Below are 15,740 nucleotides of genomic sequence, written 5' to 3'. Positions count from 1 at the left end.
GCAATAAAAGTCAGCAGTAATCTAATTATTGGGCTTGATAATTACAGCTTCTAACGCTACTCTTACAGAGGTGGTCTGACCTCTATTAAGGATTAAATACATGACACTCTTATTTATACTTGGGTTACTCATATTACTGAGTATTGCAAGTTACCAACGTGCAAGCTGGAACACCTGTTTAGGTATTACTATTGCTACTTTACTTGTCGGTACCTTTGCAGGTGCTTTTGGCGCTATTAGCTGGTTAGTTTTCTTGCTAATTGCGGTGCCATTATCTGTAACCGGTATTCGTAAACAATATATTATTAAACCCATTTTTACTGCGTTTAAAAAAGTGACGCCAACCATGTCTGAAACTGAAAAGTCAGCCATTGATGCCGGTACTACGTGGTGGGAAGCGGATCTTTTTTGTGGTCGCCCTGATTGGGAAAAGCTGCACCAATATCCTATTCCAAAACTGACTATCGAAGAGCAAGCCTTTATCGACAATCAAGTTGAAGAAGTATGTGGCATGCTTGATGATTGGGAAGCCACTCACGAGCTAACTGATTTACCAGAAGATGTATGGCAATACCTAAAAGATAATAAATTCTTTGCCATGATCATCAAAAAAGAATTCGGCGGCTTACAGTTTTCAGCATTTGCACAATCGTGTGTGCTCCAAAAGCTAACCAGTAAATCTACGTTACTTTCATCAATTGTTGGTGTTCCTAACTCATTAGGTCCGGGTGAATTACTACAACATTATGGTACGACTAAGCAAAAAGATCATTACTTACCGCGTTTAGCCAGCGGTGCTGAAATTCCTTGCTTTGCCCTAACCTCACCAGAAGCAGGCTCTGACGCCAGCGCTATTCCTGATTATGGCGTAGTATGTAAAGGGCAATGGGAAGGTGAAGAAGTTGTCGGTATTAGCCTAACGTGGAATAAGCGCTATATTACTCTTGCACCTGTTGCGACCGTACTGGGTCTTGCATTTAAAATGCAAGATCCAGATGGTTTATTAGGCGACAAAAAAGAGCTCGGTATTACCTGTGCGCTGATCCCGACAGATATGCCGGGGGTTGAAATTGGTCGTCGTCACTTTCCACTAAATGTACCATTTCAAAATGGGCCTACTCGTGGCCAAGATATATTCGTACCGCTTGATTACATCATTGGTGGACCAGAAATGGCCGGGCAAGGCTGGCGCATGCTGGTTGAATGTTTATCGGTTGGTCGTGCAATCACATTACCTTCAAACTCTGTAGGTGGCATTAAAACAATAGCCCTTGCTAGTGGTTCTTACAGCCGTATTCGTCGGCAATTTCGTTTACCTATTGGTCAAATGGAAGGTGTTGAAGAGTCACTTGCTAAACTTGCCGGTTACGCTTATAGCTCAGACGCCGCAGTGAGCATGTCTACCGGAGCGGTCGATTTAGGCGAAAAGCCGTCTGTTGTTTCAGCGATTATTAAATACCATTTAACCGAGCAAATGCGTGACTCAACCATCCATGCTATGGATATTCACGGTGGTAAAGGCATCATGCTTGGGCCAAATAACTACTTAGGTCGTGGTTATCAAGGTGCGCCGATTGCCATTACCGTTGAGGGCGCAAATATCTTGACCCGTAACATGATTATTTACGGTCAAGGGGCTATACGCTGTCATCCGTTTGTTTTAACAGAATTAAATGCATGCTCAATTGAAGACCGCGATGAAGCTCTCGCCGTATTTGACAAAGCATTAATGGGCCACATTGGTTTTACAATTTCAAACCTTGTACGTACTAAATGGCTTTCCTTTACGGGGGCACGCTTTGCCGGCACACCTTATAAAGACGAAACGGCAGAGTTTTACCGTATTGCATCACGCTTTAGTGCATCCCTTGCGTTAATGTCTGATATCAGTATGGCCGTATTTGGCGGCTCTTTAAAACGTAAAGAGCGTATCTCTGCTCGTTTAGGTGATTTACTGAGTTACTTATATCTGGTATCAGCTACGCTTAAACGTTATAACGATGAAGGCCGTAAAAAAGAAGATTTAGCACTCGTTCAATGGAGTTGCCAAGATCACCTTTACCACTGCCAACGTGCCCTTGCGGATTTAATTAATAATATGCCGTCAGCGCCACTGCGTACTGTACTAAAAATTATGTTATTTCCGTTTGGTCGTCCAGTGAGAAAACCAACGGACAAACTTGAGCATAAGCTAGCACGTATTCTACAAGTACCTAGCGAAACGCGTAACCGTTTAGCAAGCTATGTATACTTAACCAATGAGCCGCTTAACTTGGTCGGCCGTCAAGAGCAAACGCTTAAAGACGTACTTGAAGTTGAGCCATTATTTGACAAAGTATGCCGTGAAAAAGGTAAAAAACTACCTTTCTTCCAGCTGGATAAAGTGGCGCAAATGGGCCTAGAAGCGGGTATTTTAACGCAAGCCGAAGCTGATAAATTAGCTGCTGTTGAAAAAGCACGTTTAGATACTATTAACGTGGATGACTTTGATCCAGCTGACTTACTTGCAGGTAATGCGGCACGAAAAAGTGCTGCCGATAAAAGCTCTGATGCTGCTTGATCACTTATAATTTAAGTCATTAAAGCAAGTAATAAACCTGTTATAACCATCCAAACCAGCGCATAATGCGCTGGTTTTTTTTGTGCTATATATAATTGTAAAGCGCACCAAACAACACTCAAACTCAGTAATAGCCACTGTATTTTAGCTACAAACATCAGATAGCTGAGCATAGTTATCAAAAAGAACAAACAACTTGGTATAAATTGGCTAATAAAAAAAAGCCGCTGTTGGTTATTTAGTTGAAAAAACAAAGCATGTTTATCTCGTAACTTGCCACAATCAAATTGCAGTGAGCTGGTAAATAACACCATAAAAGCAACCGCTACAACGCTAAATATAGCGGCTAAATCTGTACGCTCATTGAGTAAAGTAGTAACGGCCATAAACACACTTAACAATAAAGCCACCCGCCACACTATAATCCAACTGTGTTGAAGAAAGAAACTTAGCCAAAAAGTAAATAATGAATTAACTGATAACCGGTCACTTAGCGAAATTGCTGGCAGTAATATGCTCAACACAAATAATATAATAAAGCCACAATGGTACACTAACGGCGTTATATCAATGGGCAACAAAACTAATACTGATGTGAATAATAAGCCATATATCAATGCCGTAGGCTTGTACAAACACAGCACACCTAAGCCAAGCTGCAGTAACATAAACAGTAAAAAGTGAGGGACTCGTAGCCATTGTGACACGGTTAAATCCAGAGCAATAACTGCACTTGCTAACAACCAACCATTACTTAAAAGTAATAGTTTTATATCCATTAACCTAAGCCAGTTTGACCTTACAATAGTGCGTTGAAAAAGCCGCTGTTGGCTATTTTTAATAGCTGATCCCATCGTGCCAAGCATTACGCTTTGCAGTAGTAGATACAGCCAAGCCATTTGCGCACCATACTGCGGTGCATCACTGCTATCGATAATTTTTCCTAGTCCTAAAAATAACAGTAAAATCATACCAAGCATGGCAGAGCCAAGTACCACTAGAAATAACAAGCCAAAGTTTTTGAGCTGCAACAATAATTGCGTAAGTTCAGCTTTGTAAGCTTGGTACCGATAATCCATAAAAGAGCGATATTGCCCAATTGATTGTTTTAAATTTGCAATCATAAAGGCATACACTCAAAGCCATGCTCAATAAATGGCGCTGGTTCATGGCAGGTGATGATTATTTGCCCTTCAGGCTTATCAATTAAATGCTCATCGAGTAAATTTAGTAGAAAGTGAATACTGGTTTGATCAAGGGCTGCGCTGGGTTCATCTAATAGTAAATACGGTGCATCACGCATAAGCGCTAAAATTAACTGGCATTTCTTTTGACTACCTGACGACAGCGCATCAAACCGAGTATTTAAAAAATCATTAAAATTAAACCCATCTATTATTGCTGCTGGCCAACGACAACCAAGCGTATTCGCGGATAAGTTAATAATTTGCTTTGCCGTAAGAAAGTCGGGTAAAGCAATGCAGTCTGAGGCTATAGCAACTTGCTTATGTGGTTCGGTTAATGCGTCTGCAGAAAACAAAACCTGTCCACTTTGCCGTATTTCAAGCTCTGCTAAGATCATTAATAAGGTTGTTTTCCCTTGGCCATTAGGCGCTTCAATACATAGCTTAGGTGCTAAAAATTGCACGCTATAATCACTGTACAACACGTTTTCAGCAAACTGTTTATGCAACCCAATGACTTCTATCATAAATACTCCCTTTTTCAATAAGTGATTATTATAACGAATACTTATCTAAAAACGATACACGCTTTGTAACACTTTATTATGCTACCAATAAGCTAAAAACTTGCGTTTAAAAAACGTTCGGTTAACACTGGTATAACAATAATCCAAGGAATGTATCTATGAAAAAAGCCCTCAAACTTGCCTGTATCACTTGTGCAGTATCTATTGCATTAGCTGGCTGCAGTCAATCTAATAACTCCGCCTCTACCCCTGTGGTTGCTGAGCAAACACAGCAAGTCAAAACATATAATGCAAAAACCTTTTTTGATACAACATCTATTATGGGCAGTAGCTTTTCTCCCTCTGGCGATAAGGTACTTGTCAGTAGTGATGAAAGCGGTATTTACAGCTTATATGAGGTCGATGTTAAAACAGGCAGCAAAACGCGCTTAACCAATTTTGAAGACAGCACCTACCCCGTAAGCTATTTTCCTAATGATGAGCGCGTATTATTTAGCAAAGACTCAGGCGGTAACGAACGATACCATGTTTACGTGCGCGAAACTGATGGCACCATCAAAGACTTAACCCCTGGCGATGAAACGCGTGCAAGCTTTGCAGGCTTTACTAAAGACGGTAGCCAATTTTTTATTACCAGTAATCAGCGTGATGCCAAGTTTATGGACTTATACCGAGTCGATAGTCAAACGTATCAAGTCACGCCTATATATCAAAACACGCTTGGTTTAGATGTAGGTGCTATTAGCCCTGATGGACGTTACATTGCCCTATCTAAAAACAATACCAATAAAGACAGCGATACCTTCATCCTAGATACTTTAAAAAAAACACTCAAACCGCAATTAATTTCTAAACATGATACACCGGCTCAATATACGCCTGTTACCTTCTCTGTAGACAGTAAATATTTATACTACTCTACAGATGCTAAAGGAGAGTTTTCACAGGTATGGCGTTATGAATTAGCCACAGGCGAACATAGTCCAGCTTTAAAGGATGATTGGGATGTCAGCTTTATGTATTTCTCTAATTCTGGCCGCTATCAAGTTAGTGGTGTTAATGCTGATGCCAGCACCAAAGTAACCGTCAAAGATACCAATACCGGTAAAGAAATCGCTATGCCTAAATTGCCAGCTGGGAATCTACGCAGTGTGAATTTCTCACGCGATGAGAAAACCATGGCGTTTTACTTAAACTCAGACACCTCACCAAGTAATTTATTTGTCTGGCAAGTTGGTAGTGATGAAGCCAAACAACTCACAAACACATTAAGTGATGATATCGATCAGAACGACTTAGTACAGAGCACAATCGTGCGCTTTAAAAGTTTTGATGGTTTAGACATACCAGGCGTTTTGTATAAACCAAAACAGGCCAGCAGCAATAATAAAGTACCTGCGCTTATATGGGTGCATGGTGGCCCAGGCGGGCAAAGTCGCACCGGTTACAGTGCAATGCAGCAACATTTAGTTAATCATGGCTATGCCATTTTTGCCGTTAATAACCGCGGCAGCTCAGGGTATGGTAAAACATTTTTCCATTTAGATGATAAAAAGCATGGCACTGATGATTTACAAGATATTGTCTACGGTAAAAAACACTTACAAAGCTTAGATTGGGTCGATGCAGATAAAATTGGCATCATGGGTGGAAGCTACGGCGGTTTTATGACCGCAGCAGCGCTTGCCTTTGAGCCAGAAGAGTTCAAAGTAGGCATCAATATTTTTGGCGTGACCAACTGGGTAAGAACACTGAACTCTATTCCACCATGGTGGGAAAGCTTTAAAAAAGCACTGTATGATGAAATGGGCGATCCGGCCACAGACGGAGAACGTCACCGTGCTATTTCCCCACTGTTTCATGCCGATAACATCACTAAACCTCTAATGGTAATTCAAGGTGCTAACGATCCGCGAGTTCTCCAAGTAGAAAGTGACGAGCTAGTCGCGGCAGTTAAAGCCAACGGCGTACCAGTAGAGTATGTATTATTTGACGATGAAGGCCATGGTTTTACTAAAAAAGAAAACCGCATTAGCGCCTCAAATGCCTATTTAAACTTTTTAGATACTTACTTAAAATAACGCCCGTAAGGCTAATAAATAACTAAGCTTTATAATCTATAGCCCGCCAAGTGAGGGCTATTTTTAATAGTTAAAACTGAGCTACGGTTGCCTTAGTACATTTTCGTTAATTACACCTTTATTAACCAGTTGCCCTAAAATAGCCGCTGTTTTCTCACGACATACATCCCTTAACTTCCTCACAGCAGGCGTAATACTTTGCCTGCTTGGGCATATGAGCCATAACTCACCCATTACATGTGGGTATTGTTGCATCACAGACACGACTCTATCATTTAAAATATCATCAGCAATATCAAGCGCTGATTTCACGGCGAGCCCCTTTGCGTTAACACACCAACGTCTAACTAGATCACCGTCGTTTGCCGCGCGACGTCCATTCATTTTTACTTTTATCACGCCATCGGCACTTTCAAACTCCCACACGTTATTAATAATATCTTGCAACTGATAAAATAAACCTTGATGACTTAGCAGTTCATTTGGATGCTGGGGTTCACTGTAACTTTTTAAATAATCGGGGCTTGCACATAATAGTCGCGGTACGTTACATATTTTAAAACCATATAGACTATTATCTTTTGGTGAGCCGTAGCGTAAAGCTAGGTCGACCGAGTCGCGATAAAAATCAATATTGCTATCGCTAATATGCGCCCTTAAACTGACTTTTTGATAACTTTCCATTATTTCATCCAGCCAAGGAACTATTAAATTACGGCCTAAATCTGAAGATAGCGCAACCCGTAACTCTCCTTCTATTTCGTCATGTTCACCTTTTAAGTTTCTCCGAGCTTCCTCAAGCACTGCAATGGCTTGTTCGCACTGCGGTAAATAACGCTCACCTGCGGAAGATAACCTTAAATGCCGAGTTGTTCTTATAAACAGCTCTGTTCCAAGCACAGCTTCTACCCTTTTAATTGCTGCGCTGGCCGTAGCTGTTCGCATATCAAGTTTTGCTGCCGCTTGGGTAATACTTCTAAACTCAGCTACTTTTAAAATCAACTTTAAGTCGTCAATCTGCATATTATCTATTTATTTTTGATAATGATTCAATGATTATGCTGTTTATTTAAAACTTAGCAAGGCGTATTCTCTGATCAACTTATAATGAATGAGAAAGTTTATGAACCACCCTATTATTAGCGACCTTGAAAAGCGTTACACAGCAAAAAAATACGATACCAACAAGCGCGTATCACCTGATGATATGGCAGTTATTTATGAAGCAATGCGGCTTTCACCTTCATCTATCAACTCTCAACCCTGGAAGTTCATTGTTATTGAGTCAGATGCTGCTAAAGCACGTATGCACGATACCTTTGCTGATAAGTTTCAGTTTAATCAGCCGCATATAAAAGCAGCCTCACATATTATTTTATTTGCCTACAACCCGAAATATACTCGCGACGATTATGCAAAAATCATCGACGCCGATATACAAAACGGCCGTACCCTTAAAGAAAAACGTGAGCAGGCATTTGGCGCTTATGTATTTGTTGATTTAAATACCGATGAACAAGGCAATAATGCGTCTTGGACGAAGGCGCAGGCTTATCTTGCACTTGGTAACACACTTCACACGGCAGCGCGTCTAGGAATTGATTCAACCCCAATGGAAGGCATAGATGCTGAACTTATTGGTAAAACATTTTCAAAAGAGCTCGATGGATATATTTGTGATGTTGCACTTGTGCTTGGTTACCATTCATCAGAGGAGGATTATAACGCGGGTTTACCTAAATCACGCTTAGCAGCAGAGCAAGTGATACAGGTTTTATAAACGTAAAGAAATTACCTTGGTTAATTCCGAAATAAATAAAAATGACTCATTAACTATGAGCCATTTTTATTTGATCACAACTATGAAAGCTGTGTATTTATAGAAGCTTCAAGTACTTTACCTTCATTGATCCCTGCGGTAATGGTACACATAGCCCCATTAATAAGATTCAAATTAGGCGGTATATGACCAATATCAGCATCTATGATCACTGGGAATAAAAAGTCCCCGAGTGCAACTTCTAAAGCATGTTTATAATCAAAGACTTGTGTATGGCCTTTAACAACTTCGCTTCGACCAATAATGATGCCGTTAATGTCGTCAAAAATTCCCGCTAATTTTAACGATAACAAAAACCGTGCGACAGTGGTTGGAGTAAGCTCTGAATTTTCAAGGTAAAGAATGAGCCCTTCTGGAGCGCGGTGCTTTTTAAATTCATGTAATGATAAAAACGGTGAATCAAGTAATAAGCCAACCGTATCAAGACAGCCACCAAATAACCGTCCAGACATTTCGATAGTACGTTCATCCAGGTGATTTAAACACTGCCACTGAGTAGGTTCGGTATAATCAAATAATGCATCTGGGCTTTGTACGTAGTCGGGTTTTTCTTTTTGAAAGTGAGTTGAAGGAGCCTGTTCAAACTCGTTACCCACCTCATATGTGAGCGTTTCAAAAATTTGTAAACAATAAGGATTTTTTTCATCCGGGTGTAATTGCATTAGGTTGGCACTGTGTAATGTTGCCCAACCACATTTTGCTGTTAGTGCACAGGAAATGGTACTTACATCTGAAAAACCAACTAACCATTTAGGCTTGGCTTCACTGATAGCATCAAAATCAAGTAACGGCAGTATTTCCATTGCCAACTCACCACCAAATGGCGGCATTATTGCGTCAATTTCATCATCGAGTAAAAACTGCATTAGTTGCTGGGCATGATATTTTGCGGCAATATCATCATCTGATTTACTTTGCCTTAAAAATTCGCCCTCAGTAACTTCATATCCGCGTAGCTTTAAGCCATTAATAACAATATCTAAGCGTGGGTGATATTTAGTTTTAATGCCTGATGACAACGAGCATACAGCAATTTTAGAGCCGACCTTTAAAGGCGCTGGATAAATAATTTTGTCCATCATTTTCCTTATTTTCGAAGACAGTTCAAATATAATAAAATTAATGCCAACTACAATGAATTAGCGTTTTATTATTGCTACAGGAAAATAACGCAATAACAAGGCGAAAATTATGAAATATAGCTGTTTTCAGCAGTTGCTCCTATGTTGCCCTATCTTCTGCATCCAAACAGTCGTATATAAATAATTTTTAACCCAGTTAGTAAGTTATTTAACCCGCTAAGTGATCATGCTTTAATAAAATAGGTATCGTGTACGTTTACTATCAAAGCATAGGCTAAATTTATATAAACTGAATTAGGCCTAAAGTATTAAATACTTTAAAACATAAAAAAAGCCGCTGCAAGTGCGGCGGCTTTTATTAAAAGTAAGTAAATTAAAGTTAAAGATACTCAACTTCAATGATTTCGTACTCAACATCGCCTTTTGGAGTTTTAATAGTTACAGCGTCATCCACTGCTTTACCAATTAGCCCTCGAGAAATTGGTGAGTTAACTGAAATTAAGTTATTTTTAATATCAGCTTCATCATCACCTACGATACGATATTTTACTTCTGCATCGGTTTCTACGTTGACAATAGTCACAGTAGTGCCAAAAATAACCTTGCCGGTATCAGGTAACTTTGTCACATCAATGATTTGAACATTCGAAAGTTTCGCTTCAATTTCTTGAATACGACCTTCACAAAAACCCTGTTGTTCACGCGCAGCATGATATTCAGCGTTTTCTTTCAAATCACCGTGTTCACGTGCATCAGCAATATCTGCAACGATTTTAGGACGGGTAACTGTTTTTAATTCGTTAAGTTCTGCGCGAAGTAACTCGGCGCCACGAACTGTCATCGGAATTGATTGCATACTTTTCTCACTTAATCCCAAGGGTGACACATTCACCCTTGGCACATTTCCTTAGTTCAATCGTTGGTGTAGTTCTTGAACTGACGTTACACTGCTACGGTCATCTGCTTGGTTAGCAGTACAGTTAGCAAACGCTGCATTCAAGGTCGTGGTGTAGTTAGTTTTGTGCTGTAAAGCACCACGACGCAACACCTTCGAATCTTCAATCGCTTGGCGACCTTCTGTGGTATTAACGATATAACTGTACTCACCATTTTTGATTCTATCAAGAATGTGAGGACGGCCTTCGAATACTTTATTTACACGACGTACAGCAATACCTGCTTCTTCAAGCGCTACGGCTGTACCGCCTGTTGCATCAATTTCAAAACCAAGATCGGTCATGGTTTTTGCAAGCTCAACAATGCGTGGTTTATCGCTATTACGTACTGATAATAACGCGCGGCCACCGCGTGGTAAAGTATTGCTTGCACCGAGTTGTGCTTTTGCAAAAGCTTCTGCGAATGTATCACCCACACCCATTACTTCACCGGTTGAACGCATTTCAGGACCACGAATAGGATCAACACCTTGAAATTTAGCAAAAGGAAGTACCACTTCTTTTACGCTATAGTAAGGTGGAAGCACTTCTTTAGTGATACCTTGGCTTGCAAGTGATTGACCCGCCATACAACGCGCAGCTACTTTTGCAAGTGGCACACCGGTTGCTTTAGATACAAACGGTATGGTACGTGCTGCACGTGGATTGACTTCGATTAAATAAACTTCACCATCTTTTACTGCAAACTGAGTATTCATCAACCCAACCACACCAAGCTCAAGGGCCATACCCGCTACTTGCTTGCGCATTACGTCTTGTACTTCTTGCGTTAACGAGTGTGCTGGTAATGAACAGGCTGAGTCACCCGAGTGAACGCCCGCTTGCTCAATGTGTTCCATAATACCGCCAATAATCACTTGCTCGCCGTCGCAAACTGCGTCAACGTCAACTTCAATTGCGTTATCTAAGAAACGGTCAAGTAGAACTGGCGCTTCGTTTGATGCAGATACGGCTTCGGTCATGTAACGTCGTAAGTCTTGCTCATCGTATACAATTTCCATTGCGCGACCGCCTAGTACATAAGAAGGACGTACAACGAGTGGGAAACCAATTTCAGCAGATTTAGCTATCGCTTCCTCTGTTGAGGTTACCGTTGCGTTTTCTGGCTGGAGTAAGTTTAAACGATCAACAAGTTGTTGAAAGCGTTCACGGTCTTCTGCACGGTCTATTGCATCAGCCGAAGTACCAATTACAGGCACCCCATTCGCTTCAAGTTCGCGAGCTAGTTTAAGAGGTGTTTGACCACCATACTGCACAATAACGCCTTTAGGCTTTTCAACACGTACAATTTCAAGTACGTCTTCAAGGGTGATTGGTTCAAAGTATAATCGGTCTGATGTGTCATAGTCTGTAGAAACCGTTTCAGGGTTACAGTTAACCATGATTGTTTCATAGCCGTCTTCACGCATTGCAAGCGCCGCGTGTACACAACAATAATCAAATTCAATACCTTGGCCGATACGGTTAGGACCGCCACCGATAACCATTATCTTGTCTTTGTCTGATGGGTTTGCTTCACACTCTTCATCGTAACTTGAGTACATGTAAGCTGTGTCTGAGCTAAACTCAGCGGCACAAGTATCAACACGCTTATACACGGGTACAATGTTTAGTAAGTGACGTTTTTTACGAATTTCAGCTTCAGATACACCGGCAATATCGGCAATACGTGGATCTGCAAACCCTTTACGTTTCAATTTGCGTAAGAAGTCAGCATTTAAACCAGCCATACCTACTTCACTGATTTTTGCTTCATCTTTTAAAATGTCTTCGATTTGCACTAAGAACCAACGGTTAATTTTTGTTAGCTCATATACATCATCAACACTCATACCATGGCGCATCGCATCGGCAATATACCAAATACGCTCAGCACCTGGCTCGCGTAATTCACGAATGATTTTTTCTTTCGCTTTAGGGTCATCAAGTGCCACAATTGGGTTAAAGCCCGTTGCACCTACTTCTAAACCACGAAGAGCTTTGTGTAATGACTCTTGTTGGTTACGACCAATCGCCATTACTTCGCCCACTGATTTCATTTGCGTCGTTAAACGGTCGTTTGCACCGGCAAATTTCTCAAAGTTAAAGCGAGGAATTTTTGTTACTACATAGTCAATTGACGGCTCAAATGACGCTGGTGTTTTGCCACCAGTAATATCGTTTTGTAGCTCATCAAGGGTATAACCTACCGCAAGTTTTGCGGCAATTTTAGCTATTGGGAAACCCGTTGCTTTTGAAGCTAGTGCAGATGAACGCGATACACGCGGGTTCATCTCGATGATCACCATACGACCATCATCTGGGTTAACACCAAACTGTACGTTTGACCCACCGGTTTCAACACCAATTTCACGCAGTACCGCCATAGAGGCATTACGCATTAGCTGATACTCTTTATCAGTTAATGTTTGTGCGGGTGCAACAGTAATTGAATCACCTGTGTGTACGCCCATTGGGTCGAAGTTTTCAATAGTACATACGATGATGCAATTGTCGTTTTTGTCACGTACAACTTCGGTTTCATACTCTTTCCAACCAATGAGGGATTCATCAATCAATAGTTCATTAGTAGGTGAAAGGTCTAAACCGCGCTCACAAATCTCTTCAAACTCTTCCATGTTGTAAGCAACACCACCACCGGAGCCGCCCATGGTGAATGAAGGACGAATAATACACGGTAAGCCAATGCGTGACATTATGTCTTTAGCTTCTTCCATTGAGTGTGCAATTTCAGCGCGTGGGCACTCAAGGCCAATGTTGCGCATGGCTGCATCAAAGCGCTCACGGTTTTCTGCTTTATCAATTGCATCAGCCGTTGCACCAATAAGCTCAACCCCGTGCTTAGCCAGTACTCCGTGTTTGTCTAGTTCAAGCGCACAGTTTAATGCTGTTTGACCACCCATAGTAGGGAGTACAGCATCTGGCTTTTCTTTTTCGATAATTTTTTCAACAACTTCCCAGTGAATTGGTTCGATGTACGTCGCATCGGCCATGTCAGGGTCAGTCATTATTGTTGCAGGGTTCGAGTTAACTAAAATAACTCGATAACCTTCTTCTCTAAGTGCTTTACACGCTTGAGCACCAGAGTAGTCAAATTCACAGGCTTGGCCAATTACAATCGGGCCTGCGCCTAGGATAAGAATGCTTTTTAAATCAGTACGTTTTGGCATTGTTACTCCGGTTAATTTAGTTAGAACGCGCTTGCATCAGTTCGATGAAGTGATCAAATAACGGTGCAGCATCATGTGGGCCTGGGCTTGCTTCTGGGTGACCTTGGAAGCTAAACGCTGGTTTGTCTGTACGATGAATACCTTGCAATGTGCCGTCAAATAATGACTTGTGTGTTGCGCGTAGGTTTGCTGGTAAACTTGCTTCGTCTGCTGCAAAGCCGTGATTTTGCGCAGTGATCATCACTACATCACGGTCTAAGTCTTTCACTGGGTGATTACCACCGTGATGACCAAACTTCATTTTTGCAGTTTTTGCACCTGAAGCTATAGCTAATAATTGATGCCCTAAACAGATACCAAAGATAGGCGTTTCAGCTTCTAAAAACGCTTTAATTGCATCAATGGCATAAGTACATGGCTCTGGGTCGCCTGGGCCATTCGATAAAAAGATACCATCTGGGTTAAGTGCTAATACATCAGCTGCTGAGGTTTGTGCTGGCACTACTGTTAATTTACAACCGCGGTCAACAAGCATGCGTAAAATATTGCGTTTTACGCCAAAGTCATAAGCAACAACGTGAAATTTTTCATCGGTGGCTGATAAGGTTTTAAACCCTTCACCTAATGCCCAACTTGACTCGCGCCACTGAAAATTTTCCTTGGTTGAAACTACTTTTGCTAAATCCATGCCTTTCAAGCCTGGGAAAGCTTTTGCCGCTTCCAGTGCTTTGTTTTCATCTAATTCGTCACCTGCAATAATACACCCGTTTTGTGCGCCTTTATCACGAAGAATACGGGTTAACTTTCGGGTGTCGATGTCTGCAATACCTAAGATGTTACGTTCTTTTAAGTAATCTCCTAACGATTTCTCGCTACGAAAATTACTTACTAGCAGTGGCAAATCACGGATCACTAGGCCTTTAGCCCAGATTTGATTCGCTTCTTCGTCTTCGCTGTTAGTACCCGTATTACCGATATGTGGGTACGTCAAAGTTACGATTTGTTCCGCGTATGAAGGGTCTGTCAAAATTTCTTGATAACCAGTCATTGACGTATTGAATACTACTTCACCGGCTGATATGCCGTCAGCACCGATTGCAGTACCGCGAAACACTGTGCCGTCTTCTAGGACTAACAGAGCGGATTTAGTCAAGTTAAACCTCCTAACAGTAAAAAACGGGCGTAAAGTCATTTGCTCTACTACCCGCTTAAGCGATTGGAAACACGCATTTATTAATTTTTGGCAAATTGAGACTATTCTATAGTATTTTGCCTTTTAGATCTAACCCTAATTATTAAAACAGCTAAAACAGGCACTATTAACTAAATACTGACTCAAACAGCCAAAAACACAAGTAAACTACTTCAAGTCAAGCACATCTTGCATATCATAAAGTCCTGCGGGTTTGTTTTTTAACCACGCTGCAGCTCTTATAGCACCTAATGCAAAGGTCATTCTTGAGCTTGCTTTATGAGTTAATTCAAGCCTTTCACCGGAAGTTGCGAAATAAGCGGTATGTTCACCTACTATGTCTCCACCACGAATGACTGAATAACCAATCTCATTTTGAGACTTTTCATTTTTAACTTGGCTACGATCAAACACAGCGGCATCATCATGGTCCCACCCTTTAGCATCTGCAATTGCTTCACCAATAGCAAGCGCCGTACCCGATGGCGCATCGATTTTATGACGATGGTGAGCTTCAAGTATTTCAATATCTAAATCATCACCAAACTTAGTCGCTGCGGTTTGTACTAAGCTAAGCATTACATTAACACCCACGCTATAATTACGTGCAAATACAATCGGGATCTGTTTAGCTGCCTGCTCAAGTGTTTCCATATCACTTGCACCTAACCCCGTAGTACCAATCACCATTGGAATATTGTTTTTTACGGCATTTTGTAAATGGTTACGCATGCCTTCAGGTAGCGTAAAATCAATTAATACATCAATATTATTTAGCTGCCCTTCATCACTAAAAGTAATGTCGGATTTTACAGCGCTATTTACTTCGTTTACAGCGAGGCCTAATAAAGATGAACTTGCTCTTACGTAAGCGGCGCTTAATTGTGAATTATTTTTATTTGTTGCAGCTTCTAATAATGCCTGCCCCATTCGGCCATTAGCTCCAAATATACCAATTTGGTTCATACTGTTACCTTATCTGTTGTTATTTATACTCAAGCCACATCATGATGCGAGCGTCGTTGTAATTAAATCTTTTTAAACACACGTTTTAAGTGCTTTAGAGGAACTGACTTCCTACGTTTTTACTTATTCTTAAAAGGACTTCCATTATTGCAAAGTAACGCCTTGATATTAAGCCCCTGTGA

Annotated in this window: 11 protein-coding genes; 3 read left to right on the top strand and 8 right to left on the bottom strand. The window is 41.0% G+C overall.

Features of this window, described 5'->3' with window-relative positions; all coding sequences use genetic code 11:
- The first annotated feature begins 100 nt into the window (after positions 1 to 100).
- On the top strand, positions 101 to 2,560 hold the full coding sequence (gene fadE, locus ACT3S9_RS05880; RefSeq protein ID WP_441834815.1) for an acyl-CoA dehydrogenase FadE: 2,460 nt from the start codon (positions 101 to 103) through the stop codon (positions 2,558 to 2,560).
- Positions 2,561 to 2,571: 11 nt separating this feature from the next.
- Here the strand turns inward: fadE and ACT3S9_RS05875 are convergent, their stop codons facing one another.
- Positions 2,572 to 3,684 (bottom strand): DUF6136 family protein, encoded by a 1,113-nt coding sequence (locus tag ACT3S9_RS05875; protein WP_441834816.1) that lies wholly within the window; start codon positions 3,682 to 3,684, stop codon positions 2,572 to 2,574.
- Positions 3,681 to 4,271: an ABC transporter ATP-binding protein gene (locus ACT3S9_RS05870; protein WP_441834817.1), complete on the bottom strand. Its 591-nt coding sequence runs from the start codon at positions 4,269 to 4,271 to the stop codon at positions 3,681 to 3,683. The genes ACT3S9_RS05875 and ACT3S9_RS05870 overlap by 4 nt, the downstream gene beginning before the upstream one ends.
- A 158-nt stretch (positions 4,272 to 4,429) precedes the next feature.
- Here ACT3S9_RS05870 and ACT3S9_RS05865 point away from each other — a divergent pair, with 158 nt between their 5' ends.
- Positions 4,430 to 6,352, top strand: a complete 1,923-nt coding sequence (locus ACT3S9_RS05865) for a S9 family peptidase (RefSeq protein WP_441834818.1) — start codon at positions 4,430 to 4,432, stop codon at positions 6,350 to 6,352.
- Positions 6,353 to 6,433: 81 nt separating this feature from the next.
- On the opposite strand, the gene ACT3S9_RS05860 is transcribed toward ACT3S9_RS05865, so the two are convergent.
- Positions 6,434 to 7,375: a LysR family transcriptional regulator gene (locus tag ACT3S9_RS05860; protein WP_441834819.1), complete on the bottom strand. Its 942-nt coding sequence runs from the start codon at positions 7,373 to 7,375 to the stop codon at positions 6,434 to 6,436.
- A gap of 100 nt (positions 7,376 to 7,475) precedes the next feature.
- Here ACT3S9_RS05860 and ACT3S9_RS05855 point away from each other — a divergent pair, with 100 nt between their 5' ends.
- A complete protein-coding gene (locus tag ACT3S9_RS05855) occupies positions 7,476 to 8,132 on the top strand; it encodes a nitroreductase family protein (RefSeq protein WP_441834820.1) in 657 nt (218 codons plus the stop codon).
- Between the two features lie 80 nt (positions 8,133 to 8,212).
- Here the strand turns inward: ACT3S9_RS05855 and ACT3S9_RS05850 are convergent, their stop codons facing one another.
- The 5 genes from ACT3S9_RS05850 to dapB all read right to left on the bottom strand — a co-directional run bounded on the left by ACT3S9_RS05850 (position 8,213) and on the right by dapB (position 15,558).
- Positions 8,213 to 9,271, bottom strand: a complete 1,059-nt coding sequence (locus ACT3S9_RS05850) for a S66 family peptidase (RefSeq protein ID WP_441834821.1) — start codon at positions 9,269 to 9,271, stop codon at positions 8,213 to 8,215.
- A gap of 382 nt (positions 9,272 to 9,653) precedes the next feature.
- Positions 9,654 to 10,130 (bottom strand): transcription elongation factor GreA, encoded by a 477-nt coding sequence (greA, locus tag ACT3S9_RS05845; RefSeq protein WP_441834822.1) that lies wholly within the window; start codon positions 10,128 to 10,130, stop codon positions 9,654 to 9,656.
- A gap of 51 nt (positions 10,131 to 10,181) precedes the next feature.
- Entirely contained in the window at positions 10,182 to 13,400 is a 3,219-nt protein-coding gene (carB, locus tag ACT3S9_RS05840) for a carbamoyl-phosphate synthase large subunit (protein WP_441834823.1), read from the bottom strand.
- Between the two features lie 16 nt (positions 13,401 to 13,416).
- On the bottom strand, positions 13,417 to 14,553 hold the full coding sequence (gene carA / locus ACT3S9_RS05835) for a glutamine-hydrolyzing carbamoyl-phosphate synthase small subunit (RefSeq protein ID WP_441834824.1): 1,137 nt from the start codon (positions 14,551 to 14,553) through the stop codon (positions 13,417 to 13,419).
- 207 nt (positions 14,554 to 14,760) lie between these two features.
- On the bottom strand, positions 14,761 to 15,558 hold the full coding sequence (gene dapB / locus ACT3S9_RS05830) for a 4-hydroxy-tetrahydrodipicolinate reductase (RefSeq protein WP_441834825.1): 798 nt from the start codon (positions 15,556 to 15,558) through the stop codon (positions 14,761 to 14,763).
- Positions 15,559 to 15,740: the final 182 nt, after the last annotated feature.

This window comes from Pseudoalteromonas sp. AOP31-A2-14, assembly GCF_052378035.1.
In the GTDB taxonomy this organism is placed as follows: Bacteria; Pseudomonadota; Gammaproteobacteria; order Enterobacterales; family Alteromonadaceae; genus Pseudoalteromonas.
The sequence above is the reverse complement of the archived record's forward strand: the minus strand, read 5'-3'. Positions and strand labels throughout refer to the sequence as shown.

What these genes read in the sequence shown, in the direction of transcription:
- fadE (WP_441834815.1), top strand. Translation starts at nt 101, where the DNA reads ATGACACTCTTATTTATACTTGGGTTACTCATATTACTGAGTATTGCA.
- ACT3S9_RS05875 (WP_441834816.1), bottom strand. Translation starts at nt 3,684, where the DNA reads ATGATTGCAAATTTAAAACAATCAATTGGGCAATATCGCTCTTTTATG.
- ACT3S9_RS05870 (WP_441834817.1), bottom strand. Translation starts at nt 4,271, where the DNA reads ATGATAGAAGTCATTGGGTTGCATAAACAGTTTGCTGAAAACGTGTTG.
- ACT3S9_RS05865 (WP_441834818.1), top strand. Translation starts at nt 4,430, where the DNA reads ATGAAAAAAGCCCTCAAACTTGCCTGTATCACTTGTGCAGTATCTATT.
- ACT3S9_RS05860 (WP_441834819.1), bottom strand. Translation starts at nt 7,375, where the DNA reads ATGCAGATTGACGACTTAAAGTTGATTTTAAAAGTAGCTGAGTTTAGA.
- ACT3S9_RS05855 (WP_441834820.1), top strand. Translation starts at nt 7,476, where the DNA reads ATGAACCACCCTATTATTAGCGACCTTGAAAAGCGTTACACAGCAAAA.
- ACT3S9_RS05850 (WP_441834821.1), bottom strand. Translation starts at nt 9,271, where the DNA reads ATGGACAAAATTATTTATCCAGCGCCTTTAAAGGTCGGCTCTAAAATT.
- greA (WP_441834822.1), bottom strand. Translation starts at nt 10,130, where the DNA reads ATGCAATCAATTCCGATGACAGTTCGTGGCGCCGAGTTACTTCGCGCA.
- carB (WP_441834823.1), bottom strand. Translation starts at nt 13,400, where the DNA reads ATGCCAAAACGTACTGATTTAAAAAGCATTCTTATCCTAGGCGCAGGC.
- dapB (WP_441834825.1), bottom strand. Translation starts at nt 15,558, where the DNA reads ATGAACCAAATTGGTATATTTGGAGCTAATGGCCGAATGGGGCAGGCA.